At 67.5% G+C, this 14,706-nt stretch carries 15 protein-coding genes and 1 pseudogene; 9 read left to right on the top strand and 7 right to left on the bottom strand.

The annotated features are described in order from the left end of the window. Nucleotides 1-143 precede the first annotated feature (143 nt). The gene (locus ACIPVK_RS10090) at nucleotides 144-1,286 is read left to right on the top strand and encodes an acyl-CoA dehydrogenase family protein (RefSeq protein WP_407611863.1); all 1,143 of its coding nucleotides are present in this window, start codon (nucleotides 144-146) and stop codon (nucleotides 1,284-1,286) included. Here the strand turns inward: ACIPVK_RS10090 and ACIPVK_RS10085 are convergent. Genes ACIPVK_RS10085 through ACIPVK_RS10075 form a run of 3 tightly spaced genes read right to left on the bottom strand, consistent with a single transcriptional unit; the run spans nucleotide 1,273 to nucleotide 3,326 of the window. Beyond that, nucleotides 1,273-1,971 carry a peptidyl-tRNA hydrolase gene (locus tag ACIPVK_RS10085; RefSeq protein WP_407611840.1) on the bottom strand — a complete coding sequence of 233 codons (699 nt, stop codon included), beginning with the start codon at nucleotides 1,969-1,971 and terminating at the stop codon, nucleotides 1,273-1,275. The genes ACIPVK_RS10090 and ACIPVK_RS10085 overlap by 14 nt on opposite strands. A 30-nt stretch (nucleotides 1,972-2,001) precedes the next feature. Continuing rightward, on the bottom strand, nucleotides 2,002-2,826 hold the full coding sequence (gene nadE, locus ACIPVK_RS10080; protein WP_407611839.1) for an ammonia-dependent NAD(+) synthetase: 825 nt from the start codon (nucleotides 2,824-2,826) through the stop codon (nucleotides 2,002-2,004). A 47-nt stretch (nucleotides 2,827-2,873) separates the two neighbouring features. Then, complete coding sequence (locus ACIPVK_RS10075; RefSeq protein WP_407611838.1) at nucleotides 2,874-3,326, bottom strand: MarR family winged helix-turn-helix transcriptional regulator; 453 nt, start codon at nucleotides 3,324-3,326, stop codon at nucleotides 2,874-2,876. Between the two features lie 152 nt (nucleotides 3,327-3,478). Between ACIPVK_RS10075 and pyrE the strand changes: the two genes are divergently transcribed. The 8 genes and pseudogenes from pyrE (at nucleotide 3,479) to ACIPVK_RS10035 (ending at nucleotide 9,690) form a co-directional block, all read left to right on the top strand. Further along, nucleotides 3,479-4,036 (top strand): orotate phosphoribosyltransferase, encoded by a 558-nt coding sequence (pyrE, locus tag ACIPVK_RS10070; RefSeq protein ID WP_407611837.1) that lies wholly within the window; start codon nucleotides 3,479-3,481, stop codon nucleotides 4,034-4,036. Between the two features lie 299 nt (nucleotides 4,037-4,335). After that, a complete protein-coding gene (locus ACIPVK_RS10065; protein WP_264270547.1) occupies nucleotides 4,336-4,638 on the top strand; it encodes an urease subunit gamma in 303 nt (100 codons plus the stop codon). Between the two features lie 17 nt (nucleotides 4,639-4,655). Next, nucleotides 4,656-4,997, top strand: a pseudogene (locus ACIPVK_RS10060) (urease subunit beta); the annotation flags it as partial. Between the two features lie 230 nt (nucleotides 4,998-5,227). Then, nucleotides 5,228-6,940: an urease subunit alpha gene (gene ureC, locus ACIPVK_RS10055; RefSeq protein WP_407611836.1), complete on the top strand. Its 1,713-nt coding sequence runs from the start codon at nucleotides 5,228-5,230 to the stop codon at nucleotides 6,938-6,940. 28 nt (nucleotides 6,941-6,968) lie between these two features. Next, nucleotides 6,969-7,442, top strand: a complete 474-nt coding sequence (ureE, locus tag ACIPVK_RS10050) for an urease accessory protein UreE (RefSeq protein WP_407611835.1) — start codon at nucleotides 6,969-6,971, stop codon at nucleotides 7,440-7,442. Then, nucleotides 7,423-8,124 (top strand): urease accessory protein UreF, encoded by a 702-nt coding sequence (locus ACIPVK_RS10045; RefSeq protein ID WP_407611834.1) that lies wholly within the window; start codon nucleotides 7,423-7,425, stop codon nucleotides 8,122-8,124. The genes ureE and ACIPVK_RS10045 overlap by 20 nt, the downstream gene beginning before the upstream one ends. 48 nt (nucleotides 8,125-8,172) lie before the next feature. Further along, entirely contained in the window at nucleotides 8,173-8,787 is a 615-nt protein-coding gene (gene ureG, locus ACIPVK_RS10040; protein WP_264270551.1) for an urease accessory protein UreG, read from the top strand. 18 nt (nucleotides 8,788-8,805) lie between these two features. Further along, complete coding sequence (locus ACIPVK_RS10035) at nucleotides 8,806-9,690, top strand: urease accessory protein UreD (protein ID WP_407611833.1); 885 nt, start codon at nucleotides 8,806-8,808, stop codon at nucleotides 9,688-9,690. Here ACIPVK_RS10035 and ACIPVK_RS10030 read toward each other — a convergent pair. From ACIPVK_RS10030 to ACIPVK_RS10015, 4 genes are read right to left on the bottom strand one after another with little or no spacing between them, the layout of a single operon-like run. Next, on the bottom strand, nucleotides 9,687-10,397 hold the full coding sequence (locus ACIPVK_RS10030) for an ABC transporter ATP-binding protein (protein WP_407611832.1): 711 nt from the start codon (nucleotides 10,395-10,397) through the stop codon (nucleotides 9,687-9,689). The two genes, ACIPVK_RS10035 and ACIPVK_RS10030, sit on opposite strands and share 4 nt — an antisense overlap. Continuing rightward, a complete protein-coding gene (locus ACIPVK_RS10025) occupies nucleotides 10,394-12,061 on the bottom strand; it encodes an ABC transporter permease subunit (RefSeq protein WP_407611831.1) in 1,668 nt (555 codons plus the stop codon). Before ACIPVK_RS10025 ends, ACIPVK_RS10030 begins: the two co-directional genes overlap by 4 nt. Continuing rightward, nucleotides 12,054-13,067: an ABC transporter permease gene (locus tag ACIPVK_RS10020; protein WP_407611830.1), complete on the bottom strand. Its 1,014-nt coding sequence runs from the start codon at nucleotides 13,065-13,067 to the stop codon at nucleotides 12,054-12,056. Before ACIPVK_RS10020 ends, ACIPVK_RS10025 begins: the two co-directional genes overlap by 8 nt. Further along, nucleotides 13,064-14,692: an ABC transporter substrate-binding protein gene (locus ACIPVK_RS10015; protein ID WP_407611829.1), complete on the bottom strand. Its 1,629-nt coding sequence runs from the start codon at nucleotides 14,690-14,692 to the stop codon at nucleotides 13,064-13,066. Before ACIPVK_RS10015 ends, ACIPVK_RS10020 begins: the two co-directional genes overlap by 4 nt. Nucleotides 14,693-14,706 lie beyond the last annotated feature (14 nt).

The raw sequence follows: 14,706 nt of genomic DNA, 5'->3' as shown, positions 1-14,706 counted from the left end.
GAAGGGCTTGCAAACATCGAGCCAAATATTTCACCGGACAAGGAGTCACCCCTCTCATGCCATTGAGTGCAGACCAAGCAGCAATTGCCGAAACCGACACCGGGCGAAGCGCAACGAGCTTGCCGTTTCCGGATGTCGACCTCATGCACATTTGGCAGCTCCTCGAACCGTCCGAACGCCGAAGGCTGCGGGATATTCGCTCGTTCCTGCAGGACCGGGTTCGCCCCGAATCCCTCGAGTATTGGAACCGCGAGGAATTCCCGCACCACCTGTTGCCCGAAATGGCCTCCCACGGACTCGGAGGGATCCAGCTGGATGGCAGCAGCGAACTGTTCAAGGGCCTGGTCTATGTCGAGGCAGCACGTGCCGATGTTTCCCTCTCGGCCCTCATCGGCATCCACAATGAACTGATTGTCGGCATGATCCGGGAACTGGGGTCGGCCGAACAGCGCAAGAAGTGGCTGCCCGCACTGACCCAATTCACGGCGCTGGGAGCCTTTGCCCTGACCGAACCCGAGCACGGTTCTGACATTGCCGGAGGGCTCGCCACCACGGCCACCCGCGAGGGCAACGAATGGGTCATCAGTGGGGCCAAGCGCTGGATCGGAGCGGCCACCATGGCCGACTTCTCCCTGGTGTGGGCACGAGACACCGACGACCATGCCATCAAGGCCTTCATCGTCGAGTCCGATCGCCCGGGGTTCAGCGCAACCAAGATCTCCAACAAGATCGGCTTGCGGATCATGCAAAATGCAGACATCCGGATGGACGCGGTTCGTGTCCCCGAATCCAACAGGCTGCCCGGCGCCACGAACTTTGCGGCCGCCAATGAATTGCTCAAGCACTCGCGCGCCTGGGTGGGTTGGCAGGCGGCCGGCGTGCAGCTCGGGATCTTCGACATCGCAAGGGACTACGCCCTGGCGCGCACACAATTCGGTGCACCCATTGCGGGGTTTCAGTTGGTGCAGTTGCCGCTGGCGGAGATCCTGGGCAACGCCATGGCGAGCCTTTCACTCATGGCGGATGTGGCCAGAATCCAGGGCACAGGGGATCTTGAAATGGTCCAGGCCGCCATGGCCAAGTCGACCACGACGCGCCTTGCCCGCGAATCAGCGGCCAAGGGGCGGGCCCTGCTGGGAGGCAACGGCGTCACCAGCGACTACGAGATGGCCAAGCTTTTCGGGGACGTTGAAATCCTCTACACCTACGAAGGCACCTACGAAATCAACTCATTGATCGTCGGACGGGCCGTCACCGGCCACTCGGCGTTCGTCAACCCACACTGACGAATGCCGTCGCGGAGCCCGGGGTGATTTCGGTCCGCCCGGCATCATGGATCACCGGGCCGTGGGCCGAGCGTGCGCCCTTCCTGAACGCCTTGGCGTCGAGGCGTTCAATCGATAGCAGGCAGCCGGCCGCACGCCAGGCATCAAGCTCCTCCGGCTTTCCCTCCAACACCCAGGCAAACAACGCATGCGCCGCCTGCGCAGCGGCCTTCCCGGTGCTCATGCCCAGTGAATCGTTCAGCGCAATGCGCACCGTCGTCGCTTCCATGGGGCGGCCCGGCGGCAGCGTGGTTCCCGAGACCTGGAGCTTGGCCAGGCGCTTGGGCAGCGAGTCGGCCTGCATGGGGGCGAACCCCATGGCCCGTGCCGTCCCGATCTCTGCCATGACATGTCCGGGGAACTCCCCGGCAACCTTGGCGAACATCTTGGCGTCGGCCCGGCGGACGCTCTTGGCAAACGCGCCCTGCGCCCAGGGCCGCCAATACGGGTGGCGCGGGTTGGCCAGCAGCGCGCTGACCGAGGCCAGCGCCGCGACGGCAATGCCCTCGTCCTCGGGGCAGGGTTCCTCGCGGTCCACCAACAGGATGATGGGCTGGACCAGCTCGCCGGTCGGCTCCGGGAATTCCTCGACGGGAATTTCTGGTGCCTCGGGACGCGGGGACGGTTCGTTCAGGGTGCTTTCCACGGGATCCAGCCTATGCGGTTCCGGAAGCGATCAGGCCTTCCACCACGTGTCGAAGATGGTGACCGGGGTGGTGCGCTTGTGGCGCGTGCGCAGGAACTTGCCCTCGATCAGGGAGGCGGCGGCCTCCGGGATCTCGCGACCCTCGAGGTAGTCATCGATGTTCTCGTAGGTGATGCCCAACTCGTCCTCGTCGGTGCGCAGCGGCTGGCCGTCGAGCAGGTCGGCGGTGGGGACCTTTTCCCACAACTGCCTCGGGGAGCCCAGGTGCCGCAGCAACTCGCGGTTCTGGCGCTTGTTCAACCCGAAGAGCGGAAGCAGGTCGGCGCCGCCGTCCCCGAACTTGGTGAAGAACCCGGTGACCGATTCGGCGCCGTGGTCGGTGCCGATGACCAGCAGGTTTTCCTCGCCCGCCAGGGTGTACTGCGCGATCATGCGCATGCGCGCCTTGATGTTGCCCTTGTTGAAATCGGAGATCGGCGTGCCGACGGCCTTGTGGAAGGCGGCTTCGAGGCCATCGACGCCGGCCTTCACATTGAAGGTCCGTTCCTCGTCCGCGGCCACGAAATCGAGGGCGGCCTGGGCGTCGTCCTCATCGAGCTGGGTTCCGTAGGGAAGGCGTGCGGCGACGAACTTGGCGTCGGTTCCCGCCGCGCGGAGCTCCTCGACGGCAAGCTGGGCCAGGCGCCCGGCCAGGGTGGAGTCCAGCCCTCCGGAGATGCCCAGCACGAACCCGTTGGTGTGCGTGGCAACGAGGTAATCCTTGAGGAAATCAATGCGGGCACGGACCTCCCCGGCGGGGTCGATCCGGGGCTTGACACCCATTTCCTTGATGATGGCAGCCTGTAGTTCGCGCATGTCCCAAGCCTAACCTGTCACCGGGACGCGACTGTGTCGGGATTTCCCTATGCGTCTGCCGGCGGTTTGTTGGGATCCCAGCCAAGGTTTCCGGCCATCTTCTGCAGGGAGGTGAGGGTGGTGGAATATTCCTCGGCGCTGATCCCCGCGCTGGATTCCTCGCGCATGGCGTCGACGATCTCGGTCAGGCGATCCAGCGACACAGTGCCCCGCTCGGTGAGCGTGAAGGTATGGCCTTCCTCGGCAACCCAGCCCGATTCAACGAGCTCGGCCAGGTGCTCGGACGGGCTGGTGGGTTCGTCCTCGACCTGGACCTCCCCGAAGAAGGGCGCGAGGGCCGCGGTGAGCTCGCCGCCGGTGGCGGGTCCGCGCGAAAGGACATTGAGCAATTGCCACTGCCGGCGCGTGACGCCGTGCTCTTCGAGGGAGTTGGCGAACTGCTCGGAGATGAGCGAGTCAACCAATTTAAGCCAGTAACCCAAAGGGCGAGAATCGGTCATGACCCCACCCTAACCCGGGGACCACCTGCCTGTCTGTAGCCAGATCGGTCAAGGCAAGGGCGAGGTGTGGCGGTGCCGCCGATGCCGGCCAGGCGATGACACATACCCGTAGTGATCGCAGGCATGCCACCGGCCAAACTAGAATTGAACCCATGACCAACACTGCCGCGCGCACCCGCCTGCTCGAACTCATCAAGGAACTAGCCGTGGTCCACGGCAAGGTCATCCTTTCCTCCGGCAAGGAGGCCGACTACTACATCGATCTACGCCGCATCACCCTGCACCACGAGGCCGCGCCGCTGGTCGGCTCCGTCATGCTGGAAATGCTCGACGAGGCAGGAATCGAATTCACCAACGCCGGCGGCTTGACCATGGGCGCAGACCCGGTGGGCACTGCGCTCATGCATGCTGCCGGGCACGCCGGGCGCTCGATCGACGCCTTCGTGGTTCGCAAGGCGCAGAAGTCCTACGGCATGGGCCGCCAGGTCGAGGGACCCTCGGTCGAGGGGCGCAACGTCGTGGTCCTTGAGGACACCTCCACCACCGGCGGGTCCGCGCTGACCGCCGTCGAGGGCGTGCGCAAGGCCGGCGGCAACGTCGTGGCGGTTGCCGTGATCGTTGACCGCGACACCGGTTCGAAGGAACGCATCGAGGCCGAGGCGGGCGTGCCCTACCTCTACGCCTATGGCAAGGACGAGCTGGGCCTGTAGGGGACCGAAACAGCAAGGCAAGGCCAAGGCGTCCCGCCGATTCCACCAGTAGTGGAAACCGCGGGACGTTTTGTTTTTGTCCGAGGTCAGGCAGCGTTTGAAAAGGTCGGGTCGTCGCCCCGGTCGGCCGCGAACCAAGCCTTGGGCTACGCTGTTGGCGCGCCACCTCAATCACGAGGTGGTCACCGGTTTTCTTCTGCTATTCTTGCCCTATCCACGGACCTCCCGGCGCGCCTTCCCGCCGGTTGAAGATAACGGGTGGCGCTTTTTATTTCCGCTGTTGAGAACTGGAGCCCTAGATGCATTTGACCCCGCGTGAGCACGAAAAACTCATGGTGGTTGTTGCCGCCGACCTGGCGCGCAGACGCCAGTCGCGTGGACTGCTGCTCAACCATCCCGAATCCGTGGCCATCCTGACCTATGAGCTCATTGAAGGCGCCCGTGACGGGCGCACGGTGGCGGACCTGATGAGTTACGGAACCACCATCCTGACCCGCGAGCAGGTCATGGAGGGCGTCGCCGACATGATTTCCGACGTGCAGGTCGAGGCGACCTTCCCCGACGGAACCAAGCTTGTCACCGTCCACAACCCGATTCGCTAGGCAAGGGAGAGAAGAACATGAAACCGGGAGAATACATCCTGCGTGACGAACCCGTGCTCTGCAACTCGGAGCTCGAAACCCGAATCCTGAACCTGGTGAACCACGGCGACCGCCCCATCCAGGTCGGATCGCACTACCACTTCGCGGAGGTCAACCCGCAGCTGGACCTGGACCGCGTGGCTGCCCGCGGCTTCCGTCTGGACATCCCCGCCGGCACCGCCGTGCGCTTCGAACCCGGGGATGCACGCACCGTGCACCTGGTTGAATTCGCCGGGCGCCGGCACGTCTACGGGTTCCAGGACCGCGTGAACGGGCCGGTCGGCGAGACCATCCCGGCCGTGGAAACCGAGGCCATCGGCGGCTCCGCCGGCATCAACCCGGTCACCGAAGCGGAACTGGTCGCCGACTACGATATCGACCTGCCCAACCTCGGCCGCGAGTCAGTGGGCTTCCACACCGACTTCGGCGTGGACCCGGTCGACGAATCCCTGCCGCCGCACCCGGACGAGGTCCGGCGCGCCAGCGAGGAAAGCGAAGAAGCCGGTACCAAGGACGCCGTTAACGAGGATCCCGAAGCGGAGGGCACCAAATGAGTTTCGAGATGAGCCGCAAGCACTATGCGGAGATGTACGGTCCCACCACGGGGGACGCCATTCGACTGGCAGACACCGAACTGCTGGCCGAGATCGAGCACGACTACACCAACTACGGCGACGAGGTCGTCTTCGGCGGCGGCAAGGTCATCCGGGACGGCATGGGCCAAAACGGCCAGATGACCCGCGACCAGGACATCCCCGACACCGTCATCACCAACGTGGTGGTGCTGGACTACACCGGGATCTACAAGGCCGACGTGGCCCTGCGCGACGGCCACATCTTCAAGATCGGCAAGGCCGGCAACCCCGACATCACCAACGGTGTGAACATCACCATCGGCGCGGCCACCGACATCATTGCCGGGGAGCACAAGATCCTCACGGCCGGCGCCATCGACACCCACGTGCACTTCGTGAGCCCACAGCAAATCCCCGTGGCGCTGGCCTCCGGCGTCACCACCATGATCGGCGGAGGCGCCGGGCCCTCCGACGCTTCCAAGGCCACGACCGTGACTCCCGGCCCGTGGCACATCTCCCGGATGCTGCAAGCCGTGGAAAACCTGCCGATGAACATCGGGTTCCTGGGCAAAGGCCACGCCAGCGCGCGCGCTCCCCTGGCCGAGCAGATCCGCGCCGGAGCCATCGGCCTGAAGATCCACGAGGACTGGGGAGCAACCCACTCCTCGATCGACAACTCGCTGAAGATCGCCGAAGAATTCGACGTGCAGATCGCCATCCACGCCGACACCCTGAACGAATGCGGCTTCGTCGAGGACACCATCGCGGCCATCGACGGCCGGGTCATCCACACCTTCCACACCGAGGGCGCCGGCGGCGGGCACGCGCCGGACATCATCCGCATGGCGGGGTTGCCCAACGTGCTGCCGGCCTCCACCAACCCCACGCTGCCGTACACGAACAACACCGTGGACGAGCACCTGGACATGCTCATGGTGGCCCACCACCTCAACGCGGACATCCCGGAGGACGTCGCGTTCGCCGACTCGCGCATCCGCGCCGAGACCATCGCCGCCGAGGACGTCCTTCACGACCTGGGCGTCTTCTCCATGACCTCCTCCGACGCCCATGCCATGGGCCGCGTGGGCGAGACGGTGCTGCGCACCTGGCAGGTCGCCGACGCCATGAAGCGCCAGCGCGGCAAGCTGGAGGGGGACCCCGAAGTAGGGGACAACTTCCGGCTCAAACGCTACGTCGCGAAGTACACCATCAACCCGGCCATCGCCCACGGCATTGCCGATTCCATCGGCAGCATCGAGGAAGGCAAGTTCGCCGACCTGGTGCTCTGGGAACCCGCGTTCTTCGGCGTCAAGCCGGACATGGTCATCAAGGGCGGGCTGATCGTCCAGTCGCTCATGGGAGACGCCAACGGCTCGATCCCGACCCCGCAGCCACGCACGCTGCGTGAGAACTTCGGCGCGCTGGGCACCGCGGTGCATGCCTCCTCCATCACCTTCCTGTCCCAGGCGGCCATCGAGGAGGGCGTTCCCGAGCGCCTGCGGCTGCGCAAGGTCATCCGCCCGGTCTCCGGGATCCGGTCTCTGACGAAGGCCGACATGAAGTTCAACGGGGAAACCCCGGACATCCAGGTCGACCCGCAGACCTACCAGGTCACCGTGGACGGGGTGCTGGCCACCTGCGAGCCCTCCAGCGTGCTGCCCATGGCCCAGCGCTACTTCCTCTTCTAAACCGACGGCGAGCATTCAAAGGAGTTTCATGATCATCGAGCAGCTAACGGGGAACAAACGCGATGTCCCCGAGGCCGAGCTGGCGAAGCTGCACGAGGAAAAAGTCGTGCTGCCCTCATCGGCCCTGGTCAAGCGCATCCAGCGCGTCACCACCGACCACGGCAGGGAGCTGGGCATCCGCCTGGCGCCGGGCCCGGACCTTGAGGACGGCGACATCCTGCTGCGCAACGAGAAGGAGATCATCACGATCTCGGTGCTGCCCACCGACGTGTTGGTCATTGCCCCGGGGTCCGTCTTCGAGATGGGGCAGGTGGCGCACGCCCTGGGCAACCGCCACCTGCAGGCCCAGTTCTTCGACGCCGATTCCGACTACGGCGCGGCGGTGATGGTGGTGCAGTACGACCACACCGTGGAGGACTTCCTCAAGCACCACCACACGCCGTACCAGCGCCAGGAACGCGTGATGCCGGTGCCGTTCCGCCATGCCGAACACACCCACTAGCCCCGCGGCGGGGCACCTGCTCACGCTGCTGCAACTGACCGACTCGGCGCTGCCCACCGGCGCGTTCAGCCATTCGATGGGGCTGGAAAGCTACCTGGACACCCGGGCGGTGCACGACGAGGCAAGCTTCGGGCTGTGGCTGGATAAATTCCTGTCCCAGTCCCTGGCCTACACCGACGGGCTGGCGGTGCGCCTCGCGCACGAGGCCGCCGGGGGAGCGGAGCTGGCGCGGATCGACGCGCTGGTCCATGCCGCGGCGGTGCCGCGGCAGATCCGCGAGGCCGGGGTGAAGATGGGTGCGCGCATGCTGCACGTGGCCACCAGCGTCTTCCCCACCAAGGAGCTCGAGGAGTACCGGGAGCAGGTCGCTTCCGGCACTTGCCACGGGCACCCGGGCATTGCCTTTGCCCTGGGCGCGCGCGGCGCCGGCGCCCCGTGCGCCGACACCGTGGCCGCCTACCTGTTCTCCACCGTGACCTCGCTGACGCAGAACGCGATCCGCGGGATCCCCATCGGGCAGAACGCCGGGCAGCGGGTGCTGCGTGCCATGCACGCCCCGGTGCTGGCCGCCGTGGAAGCGATCTTCGCGCTGGAGATCCAGGACCTGGGGGCGGCGGCCCCGGGCCTGGAAATTGCGCAGATGCGCCACGAACACCTGCGCGCGCGCATGTTCATGTCCTGACCGGGCAGCGGACACGCGGCGCGAAAAACCTACGACAGAAGGAAGTGCATCATGGAACCGATTTGCATTGGCATCGGCGGACCCGTGGGAGCGGGCAAGACCCAGCTGATCGAGCGGATCACCCGCCGGCTGAACGACGAGGTCTCGATGGCCGCGATCACCAACGACATCTACACCATCGAGGACGCCAAGATCCTGGCGGCCAACGGCGTGCTGCCGCTGGATAGGATCGTCGGCATCGAGACCGGCGGCTGCCCGCACACCGCGATCCGCGAGGACACCTCGATGAACTCGGCGGCCATCGAGGAACTGAAGGCCAAGCACCCGGACCTGCAGGTCATCTTCGTCGAGTCCGGCGGAGACAACCTCTCCGCGACGTTCTCCCCGGAGCTCGTGGACTTCTCCGTCTACATCATCGACGTGGCCCAGGGCGAGAAGATCCCGCGCAAGGCCGGCCAGGGCATGATCAAGTCCGACCTGTTCATCATCAACAAGACCGACCTGGCCCCCTACGTGGGCGCGGACCTGTCGGTGATGGAGCGCGACTCCAAGGAATTCCGCGGGGACAAGCCCTTCTGCTTCACCAACCTCAAGACCGACGAGGGACTGGACACCGTCATCGACTGGCTCAAGCACGAGGTGCTGATGCTGGATCTGGGCTAGGGAGGGATGGCACCGAGAATGGCCGAGCAGCCAGTGATCCGGGAACTGGGTCCCTCGCCCTTCGCCGGGACCAAGCTCGTCGGCGAGCTGCGCCTGCAGGTGGGAAACCGGGCGGGCAAGGCCATCGCGACCCGGCAGTACCACCAGGGTGCCCTGCGGATCCTGCGGCCGCACTACCTCGATGACACCGCCCAGGTCTGCTACACCATCGTGAACCCCGGCGGCGGGTACCTGGGCGGGGACAACTACGGCATCGAGGTCTCGGTGGACGAGGACGCCTCGCTGCTGCTGACCACCCAGTCGGCCACCAAGGTGTACAAGACCCCCGGCACCTTTGCCCGCCAGGACATGGTGGTGCGCCTGGGCAAAGGTGCGGTGCTCGAATACGTGCCCGACCAGCTCATCGCCTACCGCGGGGCCGACTACCGGCAGTTCACGCAGGTGGACATGCACCAGGACTCCAGCCTGCTCTTCTGTGAGGTGCTCACCCCCGGGTGGAGCCCGGACGGGAAGCTCTTCCGCTACGACGAGGTGCGCCTGCGCACCGAGGTCTCGGTGGACGGGCGCATCGCAGTCCTTGACAACCTGCTGGTGCGCCCCGGGGCGGATTCGCTGGATTCGCTGCTCTTCCTGCAGGACTACACGCACGTGGGCATGCTGCTGGCCATCGATGCGAAGATCGGGGCGCCGGACGTCGAGCGCATCCGCGAGCTGGCCTACCGGACCGGGAAGGCCCAGCGCACCGAGGTACACCTGGGGATCAGCCAGGTCCCGGGCCCCGGCGTTGCGGTCCGCGCGCTGTCGAACTCCACCGAGGCCATCAATGCGGTCCTGATGGCGGTGGTCGACGAGCTGCGCCACCACCTGAGGGGCCAAAAGCCGATGAACCTGCGCAAGTATTAGGGGGCGTGCCCCACCCGGCGTCCGCCGATGCCGTTGATCTCCACCAGGTCCACCATCGTGTGGGCAACCCTGGACAGCGCGGCGCGGTCGTGCGAGGCGATGAGGACGGCGGCGCCGGCCGCGGCGCGGACGGACAACAACCCCAGGATGGCGGCGGTGGTTCCGGCGTCGAGCTGGGCGGTTGGCTCGTCACAGATCAGCACCTCCGGATCCAGTGCCAGGGCGCGGGCCACCATGGCCCGCTGGAGCTGCCCGTCCGAGACCTGGTGCGGATAGTGCCGCAGCAGTGCCGGATCCAGTTGCACCGCCTCGGCCAGCTCGGCCAGCCGTTGCGCATGGCGCCGTGGTTGCGGGCGCAGGGTGCGGTCGCGGATGGCCAGCGGGGCGCAAATCAGTGCGTCAAGGCGCAACCGCGGATCGGCGGCGGCACGCGGGGACTGCAGCACCACCCCAAGGGATTGGCGCACCCGATGCGGGACCGGGGTGCCCGGTGCAAATACCTGGCCGTTGACGAGCACGGCCCCGGAATCCGCGGGCGTCATCAACGCGGCGATGCGCAGCAACGTCGACTTGCCCGCCCCCGAGGGCGCGCCAAGCCCGGTGATTTCGCCGGCGCCGACCCGCAAGCTCAACCCCTCGAGCAGCTTCCCGGATGCCGGTGCGGTGCCGGGGTGGGTGTAGGAAACGTCCGCCAGTTCCAGGCTCATGCCAGCGCCCCCCGCAGCGAATCGGTCGCCGGATGCGCCGGGTTGCCGAGCACGTCCGAGGCATGGCCCGACTCGACGACCAGCCCGTCCCGAACCACCGCCAGGTGGTCCGCGATGCGGCGGGCCAGGTCGAGGTCGTGGGTGACCATCACGACGGTGGTGCCTGCTGCGGCCAGGGACCGCAGCAGGGCCTCCATGAGGCCAACGGTGTCGGCATCCAGGGCGCTGGTGGGCTCGTCCACCAGCAGGGTCCGCGCGCCGACGGCAACGCCCAGGGCGAGTGCGACCCGCTGCGCCTGCCCGCCGGAAAGCTCGTGGGGGTAGCGTGCGGCCAGGGACCCGTCGACGGCCGCCGCCTCCAGTGCCGCGAGGGCATCGGCGGGGGAGGAAGGCCGCTTTGCGGCCTTGAGCGTTTGGCGCATTTGCGCGGCAACCGTCCGCACGGGATTCAGTGCGGTGCCGGACGAGCCCGGGACCAGTACGGTTTCGGTGCCCCGCGCCGCGGCCAGCCCCGCCGCGGCCAGCCCCGCCGCGTCCAGTGTGCGTCCGCCGACCGCGATGTTTCCCGTGAAACTTGCGCCGGCGGGCGGCAATCCGGCCAGGGTGCGCAGCAGCAGGGACTTTCCCGCCCCGGAGGCGCCGATAATGACATTGATGCGCCCGGCCTCGGCCCGGTAGTCGATCCCCTTGAGCACCAGGGACGTCGCCCCGCGGAGGGTTATCGAGGGGAGCCGGAGGCCCAGGCCGGAAACCAGGATAGCCGCGCCGTCCGGGGATGGGTCCGGATCGGCGTGGGGGGTTGCGCGGGCAACGGCCGGGGCCGTCGCCGGCCGCGTGGTGGATCCTTTGCTGAAGGTACGGGCCAGCCGGCCGCGCAGGCGCCGCGTTCCGGCCGTGCCCGCCAGGGCAGCGGTGGACCAGCTGACCAAAACCAGCAGCCCGGCGGGGAAGACCAGCAGCCACCAGGCGCCGGCCAGGAGCCCGCCGCGGGCGTCCTCCAGCAGCAGTCCCAGCGATGCGGATTCGGGAGGCAGCCCGACGCCCAGGAAGGACAGCGAGCTCTCATGCCAAATGGCATGGGGCAGCTGCAGCACCAGGGCAATGGCGGCCTGCGGTGCCACCGCCGGAAGCAGGTGGGTGAACCAGATGAAGGCCGTCCCCGCGCCGGAGGCCCTGGCGAGCTGCACGTAGTCCGCCGTGCGCTCGGCCAGCAGGCGCGAACGCACGATCCGTGCCACCTGTGTCCAGTGCGTCAACGCAATGGAAAGCACGATCGCCCACCACTGCCCGCGCCACAAGGCGACAATCACCACCGCCAGCAACAGGTGCGGCAGGGCGTTCGTCGCATCAACCAGACGCATGGCAACGCGGTCGACAAGCCCGCCGCGCCACGCGGCCAACAGCCCGACGCCCACCCCGAGCACGGTGGAGAACCCCGAGGCCAACAACGCCAGGAGCAGGGACATGCGCAGGCCCTGGGCGGAACGGATCCACACGTCCCGGCCCAAGGGGTCGGTGCCAAAGAAGTGCTGGCCGGAGGGTGCCTGCAGCACCGCGGACAGGTCCACCGCGCGCGGATCCAGCGGTTGGAGCCACGGGACCAACACGGCATAGAGGACGGCCAGGCCGAGCAGGGCAAGGGGAAGCAGGCGGGGCCTAGACATCGCTGACCCGCGGGTCAAGGACAAGGTAGCAGGCGTCTGCCAGCGCGGATCCGGCAAAGACCGCCGCGCTGGTCAGCGCGGTGACCGCGGCCAGCAGCGGGAAATCGCCCGCGGTCGCCGCGGACACCGTGGCCGAGGCCAGTCCAGGCCAGGAGAACACCGCCTCGATGAGCAGCGCCCCGGTGACCAGTTCGCCCAGCCGGGAGCCCACCACCGTCATGAAGGGCAGCAGTGCCACCGGCAGCACGTGGGTGCGCAGCACCGTGAACTCGCCCAGCCCGCGACCACGCGCGGCCAGCACCGCATCGGAATCCAGCGCCTCGAGCACCGAGGCCCGCAAGTTCAGCACCAGCCAAGGCAGCAGGGTCACCGCCAGCACGCCCGCCGGCAGGACCAGGTGCAGTGCAACGCCGCCGAGGGTGGGGTCGGCCCCTCCCGACGCGGCGCCTCCGGCCGGCAATCCCAGGCCGATCGCGAAGACGGCGATGGCCGCCAGTCCCAGCACAAACGGCGGGATGGCCTGGGCAAGGTGGACAAGGCCCAGCGCCACGGCTTCAACGGCCGATCCCGGTCTTCGGGCTGCACCCACCGCCAACAGCACCGAGAGCGCAATGGCCACGAGCAGCCCCGAGGACACCAGCAAGGCGGTGTAGGGAAGCCGTTCGGACACCACCTGTGCCAGCGGCTGGCCGAAGACCCTGGAGGTTCCCCAATCCCCGCGGAAGATGCCGGAAACCCAGCGCCCCCAGATCGCGTACCAGGCATCGTTGAGCCCGAGTTGGGCGGCCAGCTCATCCCGTTGCGCCGGGGTCGCGTGTTCGTATTGCGAGCCCAGATAGAGGGCCAGCGGGTTGAAGGGAGCCAGGGACGCGAGCCAGAAGACCGCGGCGGTGATCCCGGCCGTGGCCGGAACCGCCACGAGCGTGCGCCGCCCCAGCAGGGAGATGGCCTCGCGGGCACGGGAGCGCCCCCGGGTCAGGGGCGCCGGCGGGGCCTGCGTGCTCATTGCTTGGGGACCCATTGGCCGAGCTTGACCCAGGGGCCCCATGCGGTGCCGTGGTCGTGGGGCTCCAGCAGGGTCCCGGTGCCCTGCCAGGTGTCTGAGACGGCGGCGCGTTGGACGTAGGTGTGGTCGATGAACGCGAGCAGGACCATGGACGGTTCGCCCACGTACAGCCGCTGGACCGCGCGGTACGCGGTGGCGCGCTTGGCCGCATCCAGGGTGGTGCGTCCGGTTTCCAGGGCCCGGTCCATGGCCGGGTCGGCATACCTGCTCGGGTTGTCGTAGTAGGCGCCGGTTTCCGGGTAGGAGGAATGCAGCATCTTGTACAGCTGGGTGTCCACGTCGTAGGGGGTGTCGCCGCCTCCAAGCATGATTGCATCGGTGCCTGCCCGGGGCTCGGCCTGGTCGAAGGTCGCGGCTTCGACGGAGACGTCGATGCCGAGCTGCTTCATCTGGGCCGAGAACGCCAGGGACAGGTCGCGGCGCAGCTGGTCCCCTGGGTTGTACATGAGGGTGAACGCGGCCGGGGTCCCGTCCTTGGAGCGCATCGAGTTCTCGCCGACAACCCATCCCGCCTCGTCCAGCAGCCCTGCGGCGCGCTGCGGGTCGTGGGCGAAGACGGCCCCGGGATCGAAGGCATCGCCGTATTCGGCGGGCACGAAGGTGTGTGCCGGCCGCCCGGCACCGGCCAGGACGCCGTCGATCAGCGCTTGCCGGTCCACGGCAAGGTTCAGCGCCAGGCGCACCTTGGGGTCGCCGGTCAGCGGATTGTCCGCCGGGAGGGAGAGTCCGCGCCAGTCTGCGGAGGTGGCCGTGACCAGCTCGAATTCGGGGTTTGCGGCAAAGGTCTGGGCCAGGCGCGGGGGCAGTGTGGTGCCGTCGTATTCCCCGGCCAGCATGCGTTGGGCACGGGCATTGTCATCGGGTGCGGCCTCGTAGGCGACGCGTTTGAGCGCGACCTCCCCGCCGCGGTAATCCGGGTTGGCCGCCAGGACCAGGCGCGAGGGGCCGATCGAATCCACCACGTAGGGGCCGGTGCCCACGGGCGCACGGTTCAAGGCCGATTCCTCGACACGTTGCCCGGGCACGATGGCCTCGGACGGGGCGATGCCGATGAGCATGGCCGTCTTGAACGAGACCTGGGCCTCGCGCAGCGTGAACCGGACGGTGTGCGCATCCAGTGCCTCCACGCGCCGGAGGTTCGATAGGCTGCCGAAGATCGGCGAGGCGCTCGCCGGATCCATGATGGCCTTGTAGCTTGCCACCACGTCGGCGGCATCAAAGTCGGTCCCGTCGCTGAACCGGGCGTCTCGGCGCAGCGGAACCGTCCAGGTGCGCGCGTCCTTGGAGACCGTCGGTTCCGCCGCGGCCAACAGCGGTACGATCCGGGGCAACGTGTCGGGGGAACCTGCCAGGGTGTAGAGCGATTCATTGACCTTGCCCGTGCCGTTGTTGTCGAACCCCGCCAGCGGGTTCAGCGTCTCCGGCAAGGCCGCGGTGAGAAGGGCCAGGGAGCCTTGTTCCGAAGGTGTTGCACCCGTTCCGGGAGCGGCGGGTGCGCAGCCGGTGCCGACCAATAGAATGGAGGCAAGAACGGCCAGCGGCATCAGGCGTTGGAGTTTGCGCACGTTGGGGGCTTTGG

Origin of the sequence: Paeniglutamicibacter sp. MACA_103 (assembly GCF_045798555.1) — a bacterium.
In the GTDB taxonomy this organism is placed as follows: domain Bacteria; phylum Actinomycetota; class Actinomycetes; order Actinomycetales; family Micrococcaceae; genus Paeniglutamicibacter.
The sequence above is the reverse complement of the archived record's forward strand: the minus strand, read 5'-3'. Positions and strand labels throughout refer to the sequence as shown.